Origin of the sequence: Marinifilum sp. D714 (genome assembly GCF_030851345.1) — a bacterium.
Classification (GTDB): domain Bacteria; phylum Bacteroidota; class Bacteroidia; order Bacteroidales; family Marinifilaceae; genus Marinifilum.
This window is the reverse complement of sequence record NZ_JALPNU010000002.1, coordinates 394360-416802: the sequence shown is the minus strand read 5'-3', so window position 1 is coordinate 416802 and position 22443 is coordinate 394360. Positions and strand designations below refer to the sequence as shown.

General features: G+C 35.7%; 20 protein-coding genes. 8 read left to right on the top strand and 12 right to left on the bottom strand.

The window, feature by feature from the left end; all coding sequences use genetic code 11:
• Nucleotides 1–51: 51 nt before the first annotated feature.
• Nucleotides 52–1233, top strand: a complete 1182-nt coding sequence (locus M0051_RS03585; protein WP_306740172.1) for a hypothetical protein — start codon at nucleotides 52–54, stop codon at nucleotides 1231–1233.
• Nucleotides 1234–1382: 149 nt separating this feature from the next.
• Nucleotides 1383–2324 carry a hypothetical protein gene (locus M0051_RS03580; RefSeq protein ID WP_306740171.1) on the top strand — a complete coding sequence of 314 codons (942 nt, stop codon included), beginning with the start codon at nucleotides 1383–1385 and terminating at the stop codon, nucleotides 2322–2324.
• 480 nt (nucleotides 2325–2804) lie between these two features.
• Here the strand turns inward: M0051_RS03580 and M0051_RS03575 are convergent, their stop codons facing one another.
• The 4 genes from M0051_RS03575 to M0051_RS03560 form a co-directional block, all read right to left on the bottom strand.
• Nucleotides 2805–5312, bottom strand: coding sequence for an endonuclease MutS2 (locus M0051_RS03575; RefSeq protein ID WP_306740170.1), 2508 nt, complete (start codon nucleotides 5310–5312; stop codon nucleotides 2805–2807).
• Nucleotides 5313–5431: 119 nt separating this feature from the next.
• Entirely contained in the window at nucleotides 5432–6100 is a 669-nt protein-coding gene (locus tag M0051_RS03570) for a tetratricopeptide repeat protein (RefSeq protein ID WP_306740169.1), read from the bottom strand.
• Between the two features lie 212 nt (nucleotides 6101–6312).
• The gene (locus M0051_RS03565) at nucleotides 6313–6906 is read right to left on the bottom strand and encodes a hypothetical protein (protein WP_306740167.1); all 594 of its coding nucleotides are present in this window, start codon (nucleotides 6904–6906) and stop codon (nucleotides 6313–6315) included.
• 192 nt (nucleotides 6907–7098) lie between these two features.
• Nucleotides 7099–9531: a S9 family peptidase gene (locus tag M0051_RS03560; RefSeq protein WP_306740166.1), complete on the bottom strand. Its 2433-nt coding sequence runs from the start codon at nucleotides 9529–9531 to the stop codon at nucleotides 7099–7101.
• Nucleotides 9532–9789: 258 nt separating this feature from the next.
• Between M0051_RS03560 and M0051_RS03555 the strand changes: the two genes are divergently transcribed.
• Complete coding sequence (locus M0051_RS03555; protein WP_306740165.1) at nucleotides 9790–11460, top strand: sodium:alanine symporter family protein; 1671 nt, start codon at nucleotides 9790–9792, stop codon at nucleotides 11458–11460.
• 52 nt (nucleotides 11461–11512) lie between these two features.
• Here the strand turns inward: M0051_RS03555 and M0051_RS03550 are convergent, their stop codons facing one another.
• The 8 genes from M0051_RS03550 to M0051_RS03515 form a co-directional block, all read right to left on the bottom strand.
• The gene (locus M0051_RS03550) at nucleotides 11513–12079 is read right to left on the bottom strand and encodes a pentapeptide repeat-containing protein (protein ID WP_306740164.1); all 567 of its coding nucleotides are present in this window, start codon (nucleotides 12077–12079) and stop codon (nucleotides 11513–11515) included.
• Nucleotides 12080–12081: 2 nt separating this feature from the next.
• Entirely contained in the window at nucleotides 12082–13407 is a 1326-nt protein-coding gene (locus tag M0051_RS03545) for a hypothetical protein (protein ID WP_306740163.1), read from the bottom strand.
• Nucleotides 13408–13491: 84 nt separating this feature from the next.
• The gene (locus M0051_RS03540; protein ID WP_306740162.1) at nucleotides 13492–14280 is read right to left on the bottom strand and encodes a PhzF family phenazine biosynthesis protein; all 789 of its coding nucleotides are present in this window, start codon (nucleotides 14278–14280) and stop codon (nucleotides 13492–13494) included.
• Nucleotides 14277–14657 (bottom strand): nucleoside triphosphate pyrophosphohydrolase family protein, encoded by a 381-nt coding sequence (locus tag M0051_RS03535; RefSeq protein WP_306740160.1) that lies wholly within the window; start codon nucleotides 14655–14657, stop codon nucleotides 14277–14279. The genes M0051_RS03540 and M0051_RS03535 overlap by 4 nt, the downstream gene beginning before the upstream one ends.
• A 96-nt stretch (nucleotides 14658–14753) precedes the next feature.
• Nucleotides 14754–15470, bottom strand: a complete 717-nt coding sequence (locus M0051_RS03530; RefSeq protein WP_306740159.1) for a hypothetical protein — start codon at nucleotides 15468–15470, stop codon at nucleotides 14754–14756.
• A gap of 270 nt (nucleotides 15471–15740) precedes the next feature.
• The gene (locus M0051_RS03525; RefSeq protein WP_211334406.1) at nucleotides 15741–15938 is read right to left on the bottom strand and encodes a PspC domain-containing protein; all 198 of its coding nucleotides are present in this window, start codon (nucleotides 15936–15938) and stop codon (nucleotides 15741–15743) included.
• 11 nt (nucleotides 15939–15949) lie between these two features.
• The gene (locus M0051_RS03520) at nucleotides 15950–16204 is read right to left on the bottom strand and encodes a hypothetical protein (RefSeq protein WP_306740158.1); all 255 of its coding nucleotides are present in this window, start codon (nucleotides 16202–16204) and stop codon (nucleotides 15950–15952) included.
• Nucleotides 16205–16309: 105 nt separating this feature from the next.
• Complete coding sequence (locus tag M0051_RS03515) at nucleotides 16310–16555, bottom strand: hypothetical protein (protein WP_306740157.1); 246 nt, start codon at nucleotides 16553–16555, stop codon at nucleotides 16310–16312.
• Nucleotides 16556–17288: 733 nt separating this feature from the next.
• Here M0051_RS03515 and M0051_RS03510 point away from each other — a divergent pair.
• The 5 genes from M0051_RS03510 to cobA are packed head-to-tail and all read left to right on the top strand — an operon-like array spanning nucleotide 17289 to nucleotide 22339.
• Nucleotides 17289–17519, top strand: a complete 231-nt coding sequence (locus M0051_RS03510) for a DUF2061 domain-containing protein (protein WP_306740156.1) — start codon at nucleotides 17289–17291, stop codon at nucleotides 17517–17519.
• 12 nt (nucleotides 17520–17531) lie between these two features.
• Nucleotides 17532–18008 carry a bifunctional precorrin-2 dehydrogenase/sirohydrochlorin ferrochelatase gene (locus M0051_RS03505; RefSeq protein WP_306740154.1) on the top strand — a complete coding sequence of 159 codons (477 nt, stop codon included), beginning with the start codon at nucleotides 17532–17534 and terminating at the stop codon, nucleotides 18006–18008.
• A gap of 3 nt (nucleotides 18009–18011) precedes the next feature.
• Nucleotides 18012–19787 (top strand): assimilatory sulfite reductase (NADPH) flavoprotein subunit, encoded by a 1776-nt coding sequence (locus tag M0051_RS03500; protein WP_306740152.1) that lies wholly within the window; start codon nucleotides 18012–18014, stop codon nucleotides 19785–19787.
• Between the two features lie 16 nt (nucleotides 19788–19803).
• Nucleotides 19804–21510, top strand: coding sequence for an NADPH-dependent assimilatory sulfite reductase hemoprotein subunit (locus tag M0051_RS03495; RefSeq protein ID WP_306740151.1), 1707 nt, complete (start codon nucleotides 19804–19806; stop codon nucleotides 21508–21510).
• A gap of 10 nt (nucleotides 21511–21520) precedes the next feature.
• Complete coding sequence (gene cobA / locus M0051_RS03490; RefSeq protein WP_306740150.1) at nucleotides 21521–22339, top strand: uroporphyrinogen-III C-methyltransferase; 819 nt, start codon at nucleotides 21521–21523, stop codon at nucleotides 22337–22339.
• The last annotated feature ends 104 nt before the right edge of the window (nucleotides 22340–22443 follow it).

Genomic DNA, 22443 nt, shown 5'->3' with positions numbered 1-22443 from the left:
TAATAATATACATTTGCAGCAAATAACAAACTCAAACATACAACCTAAACTATGAACGCAATTAAATCTATCAAAGAGACAGATTTTTTAAAGAAACGAAGGTATGAGGCCGTAATGTTTCTTCTGACATTTTTCGGAATTTTTGGATACATTGGCCATACAATGGGTGTTTCCAATATGCTGAATACAATCATGCAAACAGCATGGGATTTGCTAATGAATACTGTATTCTACATTATGGGAATTACAGTGCTTTCCGGCGCTTTAGGAAAACTATTAATCGAATTTGGTGTAGTAAGATTATTGGAGAAAATGCTTGCTCCTTTGATGAAACCATTATTCAATTTACCTGGAGTTGGAGCATTGGCAGGAGTTCTTACCTTTTTATCGGATAACCCAGCTATCATCAGCTTGGCAAACGACAAAAACTTCAGCAAGTATTTCAAAAACTACCAGTTGGTATCATTAACCAACTTTGGTACAGCTTTCGGTATGGGTTTGATCGTGATTACCTTCATGTCAACTCTTAAAATTCCTGGTAACGATGAAAACATGTTTATTCCAGCATTAATTGGTTTAGTTGGAGCTCTATTTGGAGCTGTTGTTTCAACCAGGTTAATGCAAAGATTAATCAGAGGAAAAATTCCTGTGCGTACCGACAATGATTTTGAAGGTGCAACCGAGAAAATCAGCTTTAAATCGGAAGGTAGTGTTTTCTTAAGATTCCTGAACTCGATTTTGGATGGTGGTAAATCAGGTGTTGATCTTGGTTTGGCAATTATTCCTGGAGTTTTGATCATTTCAACCATGGTAATGATGCTAACATTCGGACCTAAAGATCCAACAATGGGATACCAAGGATTAGCATACGAAGGTGTACCATTACTGCCTAAATTGGCTGGATATGTTTGGTGGTTATTCGAAGGCTTATTCGGATTTAAATTTCCTGAGTTGATTGCCTTCCCAGTTACATCCTTAGGTGCTGTTGGTGCTGCTTTATCATTGGTAAAAGCATTCTTGGCAAAAGGAATTATTGATGGTAACGTAGTAGCTGTATTTACTGCAATGGGTATGTGTTGGAGTGGTTATTTAAGTACGCACACAGCAATGTTGGATACCTTAAATTATCGTGAATTAACTTCTAAAGCCTTACTTTCTCATACCATAGGAGGTATTTTAGCGGGTACCTTTGCCCACTACCTATATGTTCTGGTAAGTATGGTGATTTATTAAAATATTATCATACCTAAATAGTTATGCCATCTCGTTAGGGGTGGCATTTTTTATACATTAATGGTAATTATTAGGGATTAAGTAAGAATTAACTCTTCCATTAACTCCTTAACTTTAGTTTTGAGCATCAATCATTAAATACATTTCAAATGACAATTCTAAAAAAGTTATTCTACATTCTAATTTTAATAGGTCTTGCCTCATGTAATTCTTGCGACAAATCAGATAGCAATACTGATGTAAAAAAAGAAGAAGTACCAACTGCACCTACAGGGAAATATTCAGCTATTTTTGGTGGAGGACCATTTTATACAGGTGGTATGGAAGTAATCAACGATTTAAAATCATCAGGTTTCTCCACCGTAATTTTATGGACCATCCACATCAAAGAAGATGGAAGCATGAATTACAACGATACTCCCATTATTAATTCGGATGGTGAATTTATAGGAGATCCTGAATGGAAATCGAGATTGGAACAGTTGACTACAGCTCCAACGTCGGTTGATAGAGTTGAATTGGGAATTGGTGCCTGGGGAGCCAAATCGTGGCAAGTGATTAAAGATTTAATAGCCAAAGATGGTACCGGACCAGACACAAAACTATATAAGGCCATACAGAAATTACAAGATATAACTGGTGCTACAGCGATTAACTACGATGATGAAGTTACTTTTGATGTTGCTTCAACCGTTGAGTTTACATTAATGTTGGCTGATATGGGATTAAAAGTTGGCTTGTGCCCATACAACGAAACTGAATATTGGAAATCGGTTTACGAACAAGTTGAAGCCAAAAAACCTGGAACCATCGACCGTGTTTACCTGCAATGTTATGCTGGTGGATCAAAAAATAAACCTGCTGAATGGAACCAGTACTTTGGAAAGCTAAAAGTATCATATGGACTTTGGTGCCGAAATGGTGAAAACTGCCAAAATGGAGATAATCCAGCTACGATTGGTGAAAAAATTACAAGCGAAAAAGAGAATATCGATGGTGGATTTATTTGGTTGTACGATGACATTCAAAAGTGTGCGGCCTATGGCAAATCCAGCTCCTATGCGAAAGCCATTAATGAAGGCTTAAAATAGATCGTAAAATATATAACTGTAAGTGCCACCTCAATGGAGATGGCACTTACTTATTTTTCAAAACATTTTTAATTTGTATTTTTCCAAATCTGAGTTTCTGAAAGGTTCTAATATTGAAAATAGCCCTTCGCTGACTTTCTGAAAGGAAATTACATTGTTTTTTTCTGAAATCTGAGTTTCTGAGACGATTTACAAGTGTTTTTTCAGAAATCTGAGTATCGCAAAGCAATTTTTGTTGAAAATTTCACTTCTCCGAATTTCTGAATACATTTTTCATTGTAAAGTCTCCAGATCTGAGTTTCACACTCACTTTTTCAAGCAAATGTTTTGTTCCACCCATGTTCTCACTGCTTTTTTTCTTGTCAACATCAAGATCTGAATTTCTAAAGCACATTTTTCCTTGTACTTCAGCCAAATCTGAGTTTCACACTCATATTTTCAAAATTAAATGCTTTCAGAAGGCCAATTTAGAACACACTCCTACTCCATTGTAACCACAGTAATTCCCGATCCTCCCATTTGAATTCTCTCGTCTCTAAAATGACGAACCAAATCAACAGTTTGCAAATAATCTCGAATCAATTGACGCAGAATTCCATGTCCTGTTCCATGCAGAATTCTAAATTCCTTAATGTCCAGCATAATGGCTTCATCCACATGATCCATAATAATTTGTAAAGCCTCATCGCCACGCATTCCTCTTACATCAATATCCTGACGGAAACTCAATTTTCTTTTGGATATGCGTTCCTGAACCAAAGCCGAAGTTTGATTGTAGGTTTTCTCCTGCTTTTTCAGCTGCGACTTGGAAACTTTCGACAGGCGCTTGGCTTTTACCGAAGTTAAAATACTTCCGAAAGCAACCACCGCGGTTTTGTCGTTAATCTCAATTACTTCTCCAACGGTATTCTGATTATCCAACTTCACCATATCACCTTTCTCAATCACATCAGGATTGAATTGTTTCTTGGCTTTGGTAATTGGTTTCGAAGCTGATCCTTTTTCTATCGATTCTGTTGCTTGTCCTTTTTGACCTTTTCGTTTTTCGCGATTTTTCAGTTTCTGAATTTTGCGATTAATTCTCTCCTCTTCCTCTAATTCAGCTTGAGTTAACTGTACCTTCGTTTCTTCGAACTGTTTTCTTGCCTTCTTGGTTTTTTCCTTCTCGGCCTTACTCTCTTTTATTTCGCGAATCGTCTTTTCTATGGTCTTATTCGCACTCTGCAATAAATCCTTAGCCTCTTGCTGCGCTTTCTCGATAATATCTTTACGAAGCTTACTCGCATCTTTCAACTCCTTATCGTATTGCTCAACCAATTGATTCAACTTTTTCTCGTTACGACGGATTTTATCACGCTTGCTTTCCCAGTAACGCTTGTCGCGAACAATATCACGCAAGTGCTTGTCGAAATTGATATGATCTTCACCAACCTTCTCAGTTGCATCCTTTAGAATTTCCTCTGGCAAGCCAATTTTTCTTGCAATCTCAAAAGCAAAAGAAGAACCAGGTTTTCCAACCTGCAATTGGAACAATGGTCGCATTTGGTGCGAATCGTATAGCATGGCACCATTTTCTATTCCTTCTGCTTCCGATGCAAAGTGTTTCAATCCTGAATAGTGAGTTGTAATTACCCCACAAACTTTTTTCCTGTTCAGCTTATCTAAAATCGATTCAGCAATGGCTCCCCCTAGTGCAGGCTCAGTTCCCGTTCCAAACTCATCAATCAAAACCAAGGTATCTGTATCAGAGTAACGCAGGAAGTGCTTCATGTTCATCAAGTGTGAACTATAGGTACTCAAATCATTCTCTATGGATTGCTCATCCCCTATATCAATGAAAATTTTATCGAAAATCCCAATCTTCGACTCCTCTTCCATCGGCACCAAAAATCCGCACTGGAACATGTATTGCAACAAGCCTACTGTTTGCAAACAAACCGATTTACCACCGGCATTTGGTCCTGATATTAGAATAATTCTCTGTTCATTAGATATCTGAAGGCTCAATGGAACAACTTTTCGCCCTTCGTTTTGTAAGGTTAAAAACAACAATGGATGCGTTGCCTTTTCCCACAACAATGTTGGCGTTTTAACCATTTTAGGCAATAAAGCTTTAACCTGAATGGCAAACATGGCCTTAGCACGAATAAAGTCGATTTTAGCCATGAATTCATAGGCCAAAAACATATCATCGATATACGGGCGAAGTTGCGCTGTAAACTCTTGTAATATTCTAATGATTTCGCGACGTTCTGCATACTCCAACTCCCTAATTTCATTGTTGGTTTCAACAATCTCCGATGGCTCGATATAAGAAGTTTTACCAGTTGACGATTCGTCGTGAACAATCCCTTTTATCTTTCTTTTGTAGGCCGAAGGAATTGGAATAACGATACGTCCATCGCGCACAGAAAGGGCTACATCCTGATCAACCCAACCTTCTTTCTGAGCCGCACGCAACATAGACTGCATTCGCTTTGAGATGGTAGATTGCTTTTGAATTAAAGAGCTTCTGATATGTTGCAATTCAGGAGATGCATTATCCTTTATCCTCCCATTTTTCGTGATAATTCCATTAATCCTATCGAAAATATAAGGGTACATTTTCACATTCCCTGTCAATTTCATAAGGTATGGATATTCATCCTCCTCCTTTTTTTGAAAGAATCGTAAGATTGAAGAAATAGATTCCAAGGATCGCTTTAAATTGTACAGTTCTTCCAGTTCAAGATAAGTTCCCTCAATTCGAACTTTCTCTAAACTGCCACGAACATCAATAAAGTATCCCAAAGGGAAATTCTCCTCCTCTAAGCAAATGGTTTTAAATTCGTGGGTTTCATTCACCATTCTATTCACATTCTTGTATGAATTTGAAAATCGAACCTCATCAACCAAATCTCTTCCCAAGGAACTTAAACATTGTTTCTTAACCAGTTCTCTTACTTTATCGAACCTAAGTTTTGTCTCAAAATTTTCCGGATATATCACGCGCTATCTTTCTGTCTTTATTTTATTTCTTGCAAAATTAACAAAAGTGATGGATAGGCAAAAAAGAAAGGGAGAAGCCATAATAATGACTCTCCCTTTATCTGTTCAGTATATTAATTCTATTCCTTTTCTTCACAATTCTTTTCCCAACACTCTTTGGCATAATCCGAACCTAAGTCCATACCCGATTTCCAGTCTGTACATGCATCTTCTTTTCTACCCATTTGAAACCAGCAAATGCCTCTGTTTACATAGGCAGCAGTATATCCTGGCTTTAATTTTATTGCATAAGAATAATCGATGGCTGCAGAAGACAATCTTTTTTTCTGAAGACTAATGCTAGCTCTGTTGAAATAGTAATGTGGAACCAAATACAATTCTTCACCGTTTTTTTTACTGTAGTCAATTGCCTTACTATACTCTACAAATGCTCTATTCAATTCACCTTTCATTCTATAAATTTCTCCTATGTAGTAACAAATCTCATCATCTTCTTGAAACAATGAAATAGCTTTATTGAGTATGAACAATGAAGAATCTCTGTATTCTTCACACTTTGATGCTATCGTATATAGATACAAGTAAGGTTTTCTAATTGTAGAATCTAATTGGATGGTCTGCTTTATTAACGGAAAAGCTTCTTTATACTCCTGATTTTGAATTTTCTCAATGGCTTTATTTCCAGTATCAATCGCTAAATTTCTTTCTGCTCCAGTAATATCTCTTTTCTGAGCAAAAGTGATGCTAGTAATAATTACGATACAAATTGCTGTTAAAATTAATCTCATGAATTAATTGTTAATATCCTTGCTTACTCTTTAGATTTTCAGCTTCCTCTTTATCTGTATTAATAAAAATCCCAACTAAAATTGTCTTGTTTCACTATTAATAAACGATTGATAAATAATTAAGAAAGGAACAGTTCATTAAAAGAACTATTCCATTTATAAGTATCGTAACGATCAGACAATTAATATAGCTGTTAGAATATTACCAGCTTTTAAAATCTATATGCAAGTGATATTCTGGCATTATTATTTGAAAATCCCCAGCTATGTCCTTTGTTTTCGTAAACTTTTTTATCATTAACCTCACCTTTTGACTTATCCCAACTATATGCCGGTGTAACTTCAGCTCCCAAGACAATATGATCATTAATTGGGTAATTCACTCCTAAAACAAGCTTCACTCCATAGTATTTACTTTTATTTTCCACCTTGTTTCCACTAGCCCATAAGTTGTTTACAACATCTTCTTCCTTATACTTACTAAAGCCATAAAAAACATCCCAACCATACTTAAATTGAAATTTAGAAGATAATGGACTGTAATACTCTTTCCCTAAACTAAAATTAAAGCCCGTATTTTTATACTCTTTATCCATTTCTCCTTCTCGCTCTACATCACTTTTTGAATTGTTTAGTGAAATGACATTGAACCTCCACATTGATTTTTCATGCCCAATTTTATATACAAAACCAAATTCATCAAGATCACTAAAAACAAGACCAACTTCTTTGAGTCTTTCCTTTTCTTGTCCAAAAGTCAACAAGGAAACTGACAAGATTGTCATTAATAAAAATATTTTTTTCATGTGTTAAAAGTTTAAGTTTTGCCTACTCTTAAGATTTTCAGCTTTCTCTCCTTTAGAATTATGTGCAATAAATATATTTATTATTTATGATATTAAAAATTTTTGAAGTGTATTTATTATAAATCTTATTAAATGATAATAAAAAAGCCCACACTAAATTGTGTGAGCTTTTACTAATGCATCTTTTATTAATTACTTTTCAGCAATTTCTTTTTTACGATTTTTAACATGCTTTTCAAGCCATTGATCTTGTTCCCAAAGCATGTGCATAATATTCTCTTTAGAGCGATATGAGTGACTCTCTTTTGGTAGCATCACCAAACGAACTGTGGCTCCTAATCCTTTTAAAGCATTAAAATAACGCTCGCTTTGCATCGGATAAGTTCCCGAATTGTTATCTGCTTCACCATGAATTAGCAACAATGCGTTGTTCATTTTTTCGGCATGCATAAATGGAGACATGGTATAATACACATTAGGTGCTTCCCAGTAGTTTCTTTCTTCGCTTTGGAAACCAAAAGGTGTAAGCGTTCTGTTGTAAGCTCCACTGCGAGCAATACCTGCTGCAAATAAATCTGAATGGGTTAACAAATTAGCAACCATAAATGCACCATAACTATGACCGCCACAAGCTACTCGGTTTCTATCTATATAACCCATTTCATCAACAGCATCGATAGCCGCTTTTGCATTAGCAACTAACTGAGTACGGAAAGTATCATTTGGTTCTTCATCTCCTTCACCAACAATTGGGAAAGCTGCATCATCCAAAATAGCATACCCTCTGGTCAACCAGAAAAGTGGCGATGCCCAATACAAGTAGGTAAATTCATTCGAATTTGCAGTGGTTTGTCCTGCACTTGCTTTATCCTTGTATTCGGTTGGGTATGCCCACAAAATCATTGGAACTTTTTCTTTTTTCTCCATATCGTATCCCACTGGCAGATATAGAGTACCCGAAAGCTCTACTCCATCTTCTCTTTTGTATTTGATTACTTCCTTATAAACCCCTTCAATGCTCTTAAATGGATTGTCAAAAGATGTAAGCTGCTTTAACTTATTTCCTTTTAGTTTTCTGAAAAAGTAATTAGGATATTCAGAGTTAGATTCAATTCTAACCAAAAGCTCCTTTTTCTTAACATCAAAATTTCTTAAATCTTCAACTTTATCGGTGTATTTTGACTGATATAATCTTTGTGTTTTTTGAGTCTTTAAGTTGAACTTGTCCAAAAATGGGAATTGTCCTTCTTTAGAATATCCGTCTCCCAAAAGGAAAGCATTATCGCCATCCAAGGCTAATGTATATTTACCATATTGGTTTCTGGCAGACACAAAGCTTCCCGGATCACTATACCTGTCCTGGTAATTTCTATCGCTAATTTTTGTTGGAGCAACTGAAGCGTCAGAAGGATTAAATGTATAAGTTTTTGTATTTCTGGTATTCCACCAATAATCATACGCAATTGCAATGTTTTCATTCCCCCATTCAATTCCTGCGAAACGATTTATGGTTTTCAAAATACTTTTCCCATTGCCTTTGAAAGGAGCTTCTAGCTGAAAAACTTCATCGCGATAATCCACTTTATTCTCTGGATCACCTTCATCCAATGCCTCCACATAAATTAAAGATGAAGGTACATCTGAACGCCAGCTAACATTTCTTCTTCCTTTACGAACTGCCATAAATCCTTGAGGAAGATCTTCAATCAAAGGAACTGTCAAAACATCTTCTACTTTCTTTGCATCCTTAGTATATACTGTGGTTTTTGAAGGAAATCTGTAATATGGAACCAAGTAAGAAAAAGGCTTTTCAACCACCGAAATCATAACGTAATTTCCATCAGGAGAAAAATTAACACCTTTGTACATTGCTGATGGTAACCACTTTTCAATGCTTCCATCCATTTTAACCTTGTACAATTCAGAAAGTGCCAATTGCTCAAAATTGTACTCATCATTTTTGTTTTTCAACAAATCCTGATACGTTCTGTTTTGCGCTTTTTTACCTGCGTTTTCAGAAATGGTAGGACCTGTTGGAACAGAACTTTTGGCATTAATTAATTCCTTTTTATTTTCTGGAACAAATTTTACAAGAACCGCTTCACCATTTTTAAACCAGTTGATTGGATCTTTCAAATTGGCATTAACCTTTGGTTCTGTTATTTGTGCTGCCGATGCTGTTGCAACATCCAAAATCCAAACTGCTACACCTTCGCTGCTTGTATTTGTAAAAGCCAATTTTGATTGATCAGGAGAAAAAATAAAATTGCTAAACCTTGGATTTTTTGGCAAACCTTTTACCTGAATAGCTTCATCTGATTTAGACTTTAGCTTTCTCAATTTAATATTATTACTATAGCTGGTTCTACTACCAATGTTGGTTTTAGGATCAATTCTTAATCCTCCCAAACGCATTTCTTCCTGCGATAATTCCTCTATTGTTTTGTATGCACTTCTATACAATAGAATCATATTTTCTTTTTGGTTATCCAAAATTACCGATGGAGCTCTCTCCACATCAGCCAATTCCAAAATCTCTTTTGGAGGCTTTTGAAAATCGATATTGTTTTGAGCACTGGCATTAAGCGCTACAAAAAATATCAATACGTAAATTAATCTTTTCATTATTTGTTGTTTTGATATAGTTAAAAGTCCATAAAGGACGGTTGGTTCATGTAAGGAAAAAAATCAAAGATTAAATTTATGGATTTAGATGCTGAATTCAATTTCTTTTCGACAAAATTATGATCACGGACGATTAACTTATGTATCTGCTATATATTCGTTCCAATTTCATAAATATGGCAATTCAAAATAAACTCTTATCTTAGATGGCTTTCTAAAAAAGATTCTATTAACCCATTACCAATTTAACCTGTATTTATGCATAACCTTAATGATTTTCTAACTTTAATTGAAGGATTTTTAGGAGGAAGCAAATGGTTTCCAATTTTATTAATCGGAACAGGCTTGTTCTATACCATCTATTTAAAGTTTCCCCAATTTCGATTTTTTAAACATGCCTTAAAAGTTGTTACTGGAAAGTATGACAAACCTGGCGAAAAAGGTGATGCGTCGCATTTCCAGGCATTAACAACTGCACTTTCGGGAACCGTTGGAACCGGAAATATTGCAGGTGTAGCTTTGGCAATTTACTTAGGAGGTCCGGCAGCTTTATTTTGGATGCTGGTGACAGCCTTCTTAGGAATGACAACTAAATTTGTAGAGGTAACACTCTCTCATAAATATCGCGAAACAGATGAAAAAGGGTTTATTTCAGGCGGACCGATGTACTACATGAAAAACAAACTGAACATGCGTTGGTTAGCAGGTTTCTTTGCTGCTATGACCATTTTCTCATCATTTGGTACAGGTAGTTTACCTCAAATTAACTCCATTTCCAACTCCATGTTTGCAACATTTGGCTTTAATAAGATGTTGGTTGGAGGAATTCTTTCAGTATTACTTGCTTTTGTAATTTTAGGTGGAATTAAACGTATTGCCAAGGTTACAGAAAAGCTGGTTCCTACAATGGCCATTATTTATTTTGTAGGTGCACTGGCAGTAATCTTTTACAATTACGAAAACATTATTCCTTCTTTCCTATCAATATTTACAAATGTATTTACGGGAACAGCTGCTGTTGGTGGTTTCTTGGGTGCAGGATTTTCTTATGCACTAACCAAAGGTGTAAACCGTGGTTTGTTTAGTAATGAAGCTGGCCAGGGATCAGCGCCAATTGCCCATGCTGCTGCAAGAACCGAAGAACCTGTTTCGGAAGGGATGGTGGCCATTCTTGAGCCATTTATCGATACCATCGTAATTTGTACCCTTACCGGATTGGTGATTCTATCGTCAGGTGTATGGACAGAGAAATTACCTAATCAATTCCAGTCAACTGACATGGTGGTAATGGCAGATCAATACGATGACACGAATGAAGAAGATCGCGAAAAACTATATCACTATTTAGGTGGAACTTCAGACTTACCCGTATTTACAGGTGATTTGATTGTTGAAAACGGTGAAATCAAAAATGAGCTATGCATTATTAATGCTCGCTCTGTAGCTGAAGAAGTCAAAGTTTACGATTCTGAAAACAATTTATACAATGGTAAAGTGGTAATTTCTAATGGAAAATATTCATCAGAAAATGGTGTAACATTTAGAGGAAACTCGCTGGTACATTCGGCACCATTAACTGCCGAGGCATTTACTCGAAGCTTATTGGGCGATTGGGGAAAATGGATTGTTTCCATTGGCCTGCTTTTGTTTGCATTTTCAACTGCAATTGCATGGGCCTATTACGGAGGACGTTCGGTTACCTATTTATTTGGGGTTAAAGGTGTGCTTCCTTATCGCATCATTTATTGTATTGGATTTTTTATTGCATCCTTTGCTGATACTACAATCATTTGGACAATCTCTGGTATTACCATCGTTCTAATGGCTTTGCCTAACCTTATCGGGATTCTAATGCTACACAAGGATATGAAATCAACATTAAATACATATTGGGATAAGTTCAAAAAAGAACATCCATCGGAAGTATAAAATTATTTCAAGCTAAATGAAAGAGGCTGTCTCAAAAGAGATAGCCTCTTGTTTATTTTATTACAATATCATATTGCTGTAACAATCCTGCCAGACCTTGGACTGAAAATTTAGCTTTCTTAATTTTATTCGACTCGGGATGAATGGAATAATTGCTTGCCAAACTTAAATCTGCTTTCTCCAAATTGGTATAATCAAATACAGCACCTGCCAAATCGCAATTTGCAAATGAAGATTGGTTTAGATCTGCTTCTGCAAAATCCACTTCATGTAACTGACAGTTTACAAATTGAATGGCTTTTAGTTTTAGCTGATAAAATGAAGAAAGGTTTAGCATACAATCGGTAAAAGCAAAAGAAAGCAATAGCTTGTTGCAATCCTGAAATGCAATGCCTAACATTTTACATGATTTAAATTGAACGTCTCGAAAGGCAGTATTATTCACTTTAACATTGCTCAAATCACAGGAATCAAATTCACACTCAAAAAAAATAACATTCGATAAATCAGAATTGGCAAATGTGCAATTTACAAAGCGGCAATTGTCATATTCAGCCTTTGGTAAATTTGCAGTCAAAAAATCCTGGTTTTCAAAAATTTCTTCTTCAATATAATCCATTCTTACGCTTCTAAAAGTTCTACAATTCCTTCTCGCTTTACAATTGCCAATCCATGACGTTCGCTTGATATTCCCTCTACAAGTTGATAGGTATTAATAGGAATATCTCCTTCCAATCGAGAGTCAAAATATTTTAAATCAGCTAAACTTCCTTCCAATAATTGATCTCCCACTTCGGAGATATGACTCGAAATTATAAATAAGGATCCTTTCGATTTCAGAAAGCCTTTTGTAATCAATAGGCTGGCATCGTAAGCATCCTTTACATTAGTTCCTCTGAATAATTCATCGAAGATAACAAATAACTTTTTGTGAGATTTCAAATTCAAGGCTGTTTCCTTAATTCGCCTCACCTCACTATAATAATGACTATAGCCCAATTGAATGTCATCTGACAAATTAATGGTAGTAAACAACCCATTGAAGACAGACAGCTTACAACTTTTAGCTGGAACAGGAAAACCAATGTGTGCCAAATAAACTGATAAGGAAACCGCTTTTAAAAATGTAGATTTTCCTGCCATATTGGCTCCGGTTAAAAAACAAAGGTTGTTATTACTTCCCAATTCGAAACTACAAGGAACAGGCTCTTCTACAAAAGGGTGAAATATATCTTTTGCGTTAAATTCCGGAACATCAGAGTTTTTCATTTCTGGAAAATGGAAACTACTCTTCGTGTAAAAATTAGAAACAGACAAATAAGCATCAAGCAAATAGGTTCTCTTTATTATTCTTTGCAGCAATTCTATATAATTCTTTCTAATCAAAGAATCAAATCGATTCATCTGCCTAAAGGAAATTTTCTTTTTTTTAGGGTTTAGCAATCCATTCAAGTTTTCATCCTTTCTTAACTCGTGAATATCAGCCTTTAATTCCTCAAAAAACTCAGGTAGTTCAGCTCCCGATTGTTCAACAAGTACATGTAAATTTGAAATTTGTTTCCCAATGTACTCCAATGCTCTGGAAACAATAAAGTAATCATTATTAGGTCTAAAGAAATAAGTTATTCTGTCACTCAATGCATCAATAAAATTATCGCGAAGGGGCACCGTATTTTGATTCAAATAATACTCTAAAATATCGAGCACATTGTCATTTAAACATGCGATAATTTGTTCATTGAGTTTGCCCACAAATTTAATTGTCTTAACTCTATTATTGATAATATCAATTTCATTTGATGGTGTTTCCATTAAATGAATCAGAGCATTATAACCACCTTTTGTTTTTGTTGAATTGAATAAATTTAGAATGGAGATATCTCCATGATGTTTCGGTAATAAATTTAAATCATTAACTGTTTGCGGATCTGTCTTGAATTCTATCATAATCAAATCTACATATTATTATAAACAGAAACGACCTTAAAATTAGTTTTCTAAGGTCATTTTAGTTTATTTAACATTTCTAAATTAATCTAAATAGATTTCTCCAACACTATAACTTACTGCATGACCAGCTATTTTGACTCGATCATCACTATTTGAACAGTACAGCACACCTTTTCTATCTGACAATTGATTGGCCAATAATTCATTCTTACCAAGTTTCTCACTCCAAAACGGAATTAGTGAACAATGCGCCGATCCAGTAACCGGGTCCTCGAAAATACTTGCTCCTGGAGTAAAAAATCGAGAAACAAAATCAACCTCTCGTCCAAGTGCGGTACAAACAATTCCTCCATGCCCCAAATCGATACCTTTTAACTTATTCTCGTCTGGTTTCAAAGCGATAATATCATCTTCATTTTCATACAGTAATACGTAATCTCTAGCCTGAAATACCTCTAGTGGTTTAATATTCAAACTATCTTCAATAATAGATGGCAAAGAGGCTGGTACAGGCATTCTAGATGGAAAATCAAGAACATACCTATCGCCTTCGAAAGCTACTTCTAAATCTCCACTAGCTGATGTAAATCGAATTTTATCCTCATGGTAATTCAGATGTTTACGAATGACATGTGCTGTAGCCAAAGTTGCATGTCCGCACAAGTCCATTTCTAATTCAGGAGTAAACCAACGAATATGAAAACGATCAGCTTCAAGTACAAAAAAGGCGGTTTCTGCGAGATTGTTTTCTTTTGTAATATTCAATAACAGATCGTCTGAAAGCCATTCTTCCAAGGGAACTACGCATGCTGGATTCCCTCCAAATAGCTTATCTGTAAAAGCATCTATGTGATATTTTTTCAAGTTCATTTGTTTATAATTTTCTTGATATCGGGTTTTGTATACAAATTCGATTTTATCACCTTACCATCTTCTCTGTATAAAGGTTTTCCATTCTCGTCTAACTTGCTCATGTTACTGCGGTGAACCTCTGAAAAAATCTCAGCGTATTTGTCCTGAAGTCCAAACTCCAAAACCGTTCCCATAACTACATAATGAATATCCGCCAATGCATCGGCAACTTCAACAATATTACCCGATTCCCAAGCTGCTTTCAATTCATCAACTTCTTCCTGAATGATATTTTGTCGTAACTCGCAGCGTTCAAGACTTGGAATATTAGGTTGTTCTTCCACATTAACCCCGAAGGCATTGTGAAACTCCTGTACTTTATCTAATGCTTTCATTCAAATTCTGTTTACAATTTCTAAATATCACCAATTATTCTAAAACAAAAAAGGCTTCCCCAAAAGGAAGCCTTGCAAATATTATCAAACCTGATTTTATTTCAATGTAACTGCGAAAGTCAAAAATAACTTTTCTGTTGCTGGATTCAGGGTTAATCCACCACGAATAGGCAATGAAAATTTATCAGTCAATTTGATTTCATCATACATGGTAACATTCATGTTTACCACATTAAATTTATCATCATACATTCCTTCAAATGGAGAAAAACCTAATGCATAAGAGAATTTCTTGCCACCAATAAAGTTCGAATACCCTAACTCAAAATAAGTAGAGTAATTCTGATCTCCATTTTCATCCTTATCAAACTCTCCATAGAAAAGAACAGATCCCATTATAGATACAGGAAATTTTGCACAACCCTTATACTTTACTGTAGCATCGAACAAATGAACAGAGTTTTCACTATCGAAATCAAAGAATTTTGATTTTTCGAAATTAGGACGTGGACAATAAAAATCGTAAACACTAAATTGAAAAAGAGGAGTGTTATATGAAACATACAAGTCAACCTCCTGGTAGCTATCATCAGTTGCATAAGCTCCCCATGCACCAAATGTAAAACGACCGGTTTGAATCTCCAGCGTTGGCTCAATAGTAGGTGCTGTACCACTATGACTACCTCTCCATAAGTGTTTACTAACAAAGTCAATACTTCGATTAACTTTGGTTTTTGATGGAAGTTTTTCTGCATTAACTCCCAAACAAATGCATACCAACCCAATTAAAGGGATCAGTTTTTTTAGGTTCATCTATTAGAATCTTTAAGTGTTTGTGTTTGTTTTAAAAAGAAAGGATATTTCAGACTTAAGCAGCTATTTATCACCGCGGTTAGGTACATGATTTATCCATCTCTAAAAATCGCAGCAAAAATAGAAGATTAGAATATTCGAAATCATGACAAATGTGGTCTTTTTTCAGAATTTTTCACTGTTCTTTAACACAAAACATAAAATGCAGAAAAGTTGGGGTACAAAAAAGGAAAGCAATTGCTTTCCCATTATATTTTTTAGTAAATAACTTTATAACACTTCGTAATAATCGGGCATTACAAACCAAAGTATAACATAGATCAATAGTCCTGGAAATCCTGCACTAAAAATAGAAATTAGCACATATAAAACCCTCACAAGTGTTACGTCTAAGCCCAGGTATTCAGCAATACCCGCACAAACACCTGCAATCATTTTATTAGATGATCGCTGTAGTTTTTTACTCATTCTTTTCTTAATTAATCGTCAAATTCTTCGTCGTAAAGATCCTCTTGGTTTTCTAACTCATCATTGTAGAAGGTTTCAGCCTCATCCAACAAATCTTCAATCATATTCTGATCTTCCGGTGTTTTATCCATCCAGTAAATGGTCTGGTTAGAATTAAAATCTTCTACATCACATTCGATAATACACTTAGGTGAACGTGTGTGAACGATGAATAGAGTATCTGGTAACTCCTGCGAATTGTCTGCTAATAAAAACTTTGGTAGCATAGTATTTAATTATTAAATGTGCTGTAAATATAGGAAGAGATTGAATTCCAAGCAACAAAAATGAAGTGAACATCCCATAATTTTTATAACTCTTGTAATGTCTTCTTACAGATCAGCCTCTTGACCACTTTCCTCTTCTTCCATATCTAAGTCAAAGTCATAGTCAACATCTACTTTTACCAAGATATTGTACTCTTCGGTACTTATGGGGAAAGCATAAAAGCTCTTATCCGGACCCAATTGATAAGATTTTATATCATCTTCAAATCCGTAAGGATAAAAATTCTGAACCAAATTCATTAATTCAGGATCCAGCTTCTTAAAATTTACAATTCTAATTTTCTTTGTCATTATATAAAAATTATACTCTGGCAATTTTAATTTAATTCAACTTAGAGGATGAAAATTAATTGTGAAGTCTTCTTTATTAAATTCTTTAACTTTTTTCCAATTAAAAATCATCTCCTGTAATATTACATTTTTGCATCCACTATTAGCCCTCTAAAAGACTAGTATTTTCAGGTAATACGCTTATTTATTTTTGGTTTCAGTCTAAGTAAACGAAAACGATTTCACAGCAATGGATATATTCAATTTTGAAAATATTTTTACATCAGCGGTTTGTAATATTCAAAATGAATTCCTAAAATTGTACCCGAAATAAAGATCATTATATCCTATTTAAACAAAACAATGAATAACATTCTTGGAAATACAATCATTTCTTCTTTTGCAGGTACAGCTTGTTGTTGTATGTGTATGGATTGTATTGAACTGCAAGAAGGAGTTGTTTAAATTTTAAATAGTAGGACAGAAATAACAACATTAGCCTTTTTGCAATAGCAGAAAGGCTTTTTTTATGGATTTACCTATAATCAAAATAGAAAATTTATTCATCAATTGTAACACCAATGCAAAACGAAAAATCATATCGCAATCATATCTCATATCAAATGATGTGCTGTTGTATGTGTATGTTATGGTATCCACCTTAGCAGATTTCGTTATGTATATAAGTGAACTAGCATACCGAGCCTTTCTGCGAACCAGGAAGGCTCTTTTTTTTATGAGTAAGCTAAAAAAAATGAAAGAAAAAACTTACAGAAGTATTGCAAAAACCATTTCGTGGAGAACTATTGGAACAATTGATACTATACTGATTTCATGGTTGGTGATTGGAGATATCACTTGGGCTATGTCGATTGGTGGCGTTGAATTATTCACGAAAATGGGACTCTATTTTCTACACGAAAGAACCTGGAACAAAATAAAGTTTGGAAAGGAAGATAAGCACCCAATTGATTATCACATTTAAAACCAAAGTATCATGTCGAAGAAACAATTTTTACCCATAGCAATAGATATTACTAACAAAAAAATACTAATAATTGGTGGTGGCGAAGACGCCTATAAGAAATTAAAGATTTTACAGCGAAGTACTGATTTGGTAGAAGTTCTGGCTCCCAATGTCATTAGCTGGATTAAGAATACAGGAATCAAGTATCACGAACAACAGTACGATAAGAATGTGCTAAAAAACTACTACTTGATTTATAGTTGTGTTGAGGATCCTGCTTTTGTGCGACAGTTAATTCGCGATTGTAGAGAAGCCAATGTGCTACTGAATGTTCACGATCAACCTGATTTTTGTGAATTTGTATCACCTGCAATCTATAAACAAGACAATATCAGTATTGCTGTAAGTTCTAATGGTGAAGATGTATTTAAATCCATCAAAATTAGAAATCAGCTAAAAGATTACTTCGAAAACTACAGACTTCAAAAACTCTTAATTGCAAACTAAATCATGATAAATCAATATCAAATAAATAACGAACAGCTTACCAAAATTAATGAGCTGGTAAAAGAACTAAACAAAGAACAGTTGGTTTGGTTGAACGGTTACATCTCTGGACTGATTAACGGTGACACAAGCAGTGCAAACACTCCTGAAACGGCACTCACAAAATCATCAGAAAAAATTACCATTCTGTATGGTACTCACACCGGACACAGCAAAGATATTGCTCTGGACTTATACGATAGAGTAAGTTCGTTGGGCTTTTCACCTTCGCTTAAATCTTTAGATGAATACAAGAAAAATGATTTGAAGAAAGAACAGTACCTGTTTCTGATTGTAAGTACCCATGGTGAAGGTGAGCCTCCTATTCAGGCAGAAGAATTTCATGAGTATGTGTTAGGCAACAGAGCTCCAAAGCTGGAAGGAACAAAATACTCGGTGCTGGCTTTAGGCGACAAATCCTACAAGAAATTTTGCCAAACTGGTGTGGACTTTAGTGAAGCATTCAAAAAGTTAGGTGCAGAAGAAATCGTACCAATTCAGAAAGCAGATGTTGCATATGAAGAAATAGCCAACAGTTGGATTGATTCCGTTGCGGGTGAGCTACATAAATTTCAGCCAGCATCAAATCCAACTGTTTCTGTCGAAAATTCTCCTGCAAAAAAGAAGAAATTCAATCGAACCAATCCGTTCTATGCTGAAGTTCTTGATAAAGTTAGAATTACAACGGAACAATCGGAGAAAGAGATTTACCATGTTGAAATATCGCTGGAAGATTCAGATATAGAATACCAAGCTGGTGACAGTATTGGAGTTCTACCTAGCAATCCGGTTGATTTGGTCGATTTGATCATCAATCATTTTGCCGATGATCCTGAACGAATGGTTCAAGTTGGAGGTAAGGATGTAAGTTTATTTAGAGCATTGCAGCACAAGCTTGAAATAACAGTTTTAAATCGCGAGGTTTTGGAGAAGTACAACGAGATCGTAAAAAACAAAGAGCTCGCTACTTTGCTGGAAAATGAAGAGGCTCTGGATCAATATCTTTATGGAGCAGATGCGATCGACTTATTGGAAGATTTCCCTGGAGAAATTCAAGCGGATGAGTTTATTGGAATTCTAAGAGTTTTGTATGCTCGCCTCTACTCTATCTCTTCTGGTCCTACTCAAAATCCCGAAGAGGTTCATATCACAGTTGCTTCTCTTAGGTACAAGCACAAGAAAAGAGATCGAAATGGCGCATGTTCCACTTACATTTCAGATCAAATAAATGTCGGCGATCACATCCCAATTTTTATAGAGAAGAATGAATCTTTCCGATTGCCAAAAGAAACAGATAAGCCTTTGATTATGGTTGGAGTAGGTACTGGAGTGGCTCCATACCGAAGTTTCCTACAGGAAATTGAGCAGAACAACAAGCAAACGAACAGTTGGCTATTTTTCGGAAACCAGCGTTTCAAAGAAGATTTTTTGTACCAGGTAGAGTGGCAAAAATATTTGCAAAAGGGAATTCTAAACAAATTGGATGTTGCCTTTTCTCGCGATCAGAATGAGAAAGAGTATGTACAGCATAAACTCAAACAGAAAGCATCTGAGGTGTTTAAATGGTTAGAAAACGGCGCTCACTTTTACATCTGTGGTGATAAGAACTACATGGCAAAAGATGTGCAGGAAACTTTAAAAGAAATCATTACCAGCGAAGGTGGAATAACAGCAGAAAAAGCAGATGAATATCTGAAAAAATTAAAGAAAGAGAGACGTTTACTTCTTGATGTTTACTAGAAAAAAAAGCAAAATCATGTCAGATCAAAATATAAATTGGGCTGAATTGTCCGAAGTTGAAAAAATTAAAACCAATAGCAATTATTTGCGAGGAACATTGGCTGAAAGTCTTGCCGATCCCATAACAGGATCAATTGCAGTAGACGATCGACAAGTATCGAAGTTTCATGGCATTTACCAGCAATTCGACAGAGATACCGAAAGGGAAAGAAAAAAGACCAAACTGGAACCTGACTACTCTTTCCTTATCAGAGTAAGGGTGCCAGGTGGATTGGTGAATGCCGATCAGTGGTTGCAAATGGATCAAATTGCAGATGAATACGCCAACGGCACACTAAAACTAACTACCCGACAAGCCTTTCAGTTTCATGGTGTTTTAAAGGGAAATCTGAAACCAAGTATTCAATCCATAAACAAGGCACTATTGGATACCATTGCAGCCTGTGGTGATGTAAACCGAAATGTAATGGCCAGTCCTCATCCCTATGGTTCCAATGTGTTCGATCAGGTTCAGGATTATGCAAACAAAGTAAGCGATCATCTTACACCGCGTACGCCTGCCTATTACGAAATTTGGTTGGATCAGAAAAAGGTAGCCGAAGGATCGCAGGGAGAAGTTGAACCTTTGTATGGCCCGGTTTATTTGCCACGTAAATTCAAGATTGGGTTTACCATTCCTCCTTTTAACGATACGGATGTATTTACACAGGACATCGGCTTTATAGCCATAGAAAACAATGGTGTGCTGGAAGGGTTTAATGTTGTTGCAGGAGGTGGAATGGGAACTACTTTTGGCGATGCTGAAACCTATCCCCGACTGGGAACTATATTGGGCTTTGTAAAAGCGGAAAATACGGTAGATGTAGCCGAAAAAATTGTGCTGGTTCAAAAAGAACAAGGAAATAGAAAGATCAGAAAAAATGCACGTTTAAAATATACCATCGACCGATTGGGCATAGATAAATTTAAGGAACTGCTGCACGAAAAGTTAGCTTACAAACTGGAAGCTGCACGAGAGTATGCCTTAATCAGAAATGGCGATAAGTTTGGATGGCATCAAAGTGTGAATGGCGACTGGTATCTTGGATTATTTATTGAAGGTGGTAGAGTAAAAGATGTTGAAAGCGTAAAGACAAAAACTGCTTTGCGGGAAATTGCTGAGTTGAATATTTCAGATTTTCGTCTTTCAGGGAATCAGAACCTGATTCTTGGAAAAATTAAGAGCGAAGACAAGAACAAGATCAATGACATCCTGAAGAAGTACGATTCACTTCCGAGTACAATATCGGGAACAAGATCGAACTCCATTGCCTGTGTGGCTTTGAACACATGTAGTTTGGCTTTTGCCGAGGCCGAAAGGTATTTGCCGGGTTTAATCGATAAAATTGAGAGTAGCTTAAGCGATTTTGGCTTATTTAAAGATGAAATTGTGATTCGAATGACTGGTTGTGCCAATGGCTGTGGAAGACCCTATGTAGCAGAAATAGGATTTATTGGAAAAGGTCCGGGCAGGTATAATCTTTACCTGGGAGGAAACTTTAACGGAACAAGACTAAATAATCTGTATCACGAAAATGTAAACGAAGAGGAAATTCTTCAAGAGCTTCGCCCCATACTGCAAGATTATTCTCAAAACAGAACGGAAGGAGAACCTTTTGGGGATTTTGTTATCCGAAAGCAATACGTAAAGGAAATCGTAAATCCTAAAGATTTTAAACACTAAACTTTATGCAATGAGTCAAGGAAAAATATGGATTGTAGGTGCCGGACCCGGCGCCTCCGATCTTCTTACCATAAGAGCTTTAAGAGCTTTGGAATCGGCAGATGTAATCCTTACCGATGCTCTAATTACGGATGATGTTCGCAGTCTGTTTCCTGAAAAAACGATTGTTATAGAGGTAGGGAAACGTTCGGGTGATGGGATAAATCCTATGGAAAGGCAACAAAACATCCACAATCAAATGATCATGTATTACAGCTTGGGTTATCAAGTTGTAAGACTAAAGTCAGGCGATCCGATGGTTTATGGCCGAGGCGTGGAAGAAATCAGGTTTTTATTGGAATCGGATTTAGAGTTTGAATTGATACCAGGAATTAGTGCTGGCATGGCTGCCGCAAATGAATTTTGGGTTCCATTAACTGAAAGAGGAAAATCATCAGGCATTCACTTTCATTCGGCCATTAAAGTTGGAGGAGAGAAAAGCGCTTTAGATGGTATTATCAGGGAAATAGAAAATAACGATACGGTTGTTATTTATATGGGATTGGAACGCTTAAGCGAGATGGCGTATGAGCTCAACCAAAAGCTTTCGAAAGAAACCAACATCAATGTGATTTCCAAGGTAAGTTATGCAGATAGTGATATTTTAAGTGGAAACACCAAGTTTTTTAGTAAACTTGATCCATCAGATCTACCTGCTTCACCAGCTGTTATCATACTTGGAAATCATACAAAAGTGCCAGGAAAAAGAATCTCCCAAAGGATAGACAAGAAATCACTGAAAAGCCGTGTGAGAAAATTATTAGCACAGCCATTCCTGAATTTATTTTAATTCAAAAAAATTTTCATGCAACTATAAACTTAAGCTTATCGTCTTTACATCAGATCATTTATAGGCCGAAGCTTCATAAACAAACCATTTTATTCAATTCACCT